Annotated in this window: 2 protein-coding genes; both read left to right on the top strand. The window is 33.4% G+C overall.

What is annotated here, in order from left to right; all coding sequences use genetic code 11:
• A partial coding sequence (locus IDG60_RS19970; protein ID WP_031766000.1) for a phage antirepressor KilAC domain-containing protein occupies positions 1-411 on the top strand: 411 nt, incomplete at its 5' end.
• Positions 412-426: 15 nt separating this feature from the next.
• Positions 427-624: a hypothetical protein gene (locus tag IDG60_RS19965; RefSeq protein ID WP_001148862.1), complete on the top strand. Its 198-nt coding sequence runs from the start codon at positions 427-429 to the stop codon at positions 622-624.
• The last annotated feature ends 7 nt before the right edge of the window (positions 625-631 follow it).

Raw genomic sequence — 631 nt, 5'->3', positions numbered from 1 at the left:
CCAGAAATGATTATGCAACGTGCTTTAAAAATTGCTAACAACACAATCAATCAATTAGAAACAAAGATTGAACGTGATAAACCAAAAATTGTATTTGCAGATGCAGTAGCTACTACTAAGACATCAATTTTAGTTGGAGAGTTAGCAAAGATCATTAAACAAAACGGTATAAACATCGGGCAACGCAGATTGTTTGAGTGGTTACGTCAAAACGGATTCCTTATTAAACGCAAGGGTGTGGATTATAACATGCCTACACAGTATTCAATGGAACGTGAGTTATTCGAAATTAAAGAAACATCAATCACACATTCGGACGGTCACACATCAATTAGTAAGACGCCAAAAGTAACAGGCAAAGGACAACAATACTTTGTTAATAAGTTTTTAGGAGAAAAACAAACATCTTAATAGGAGGAACGAACAATGCAAGCTCAAAACAAAAAAGTCATCTATTACTACTATGACGAAGAAGGTAATAGACGACCCGTTAATATTCAATACAACGATGGCTACGACTTAATGATAGACCAGCGTTTTATTGAAATGACGCTTGAAAGACATCCGCATTTAAAAAATAACTTTTATGGATTAATAGATGGAAAAGAATTTAAGTTAGATTAAATTTTTG

Source organism: Staphylococcus sp. EG-SA-2 (genome assembly GCF_017152085.1).
Note: the sequence above shows the minus strand (reverse complement) of the source record. Positions and strands in the feature narration are given on the sequence as shown.

What these genes read in the sequence shown, in the direction of transcription:
- IDG60_RS19965 (WP_001148862.1), top strand. Translation starts at nt 427, where the DNA reads ATGCAAGCTCAAAACAAAAAAGTCATCTATTACTACTATGACGAAGAA.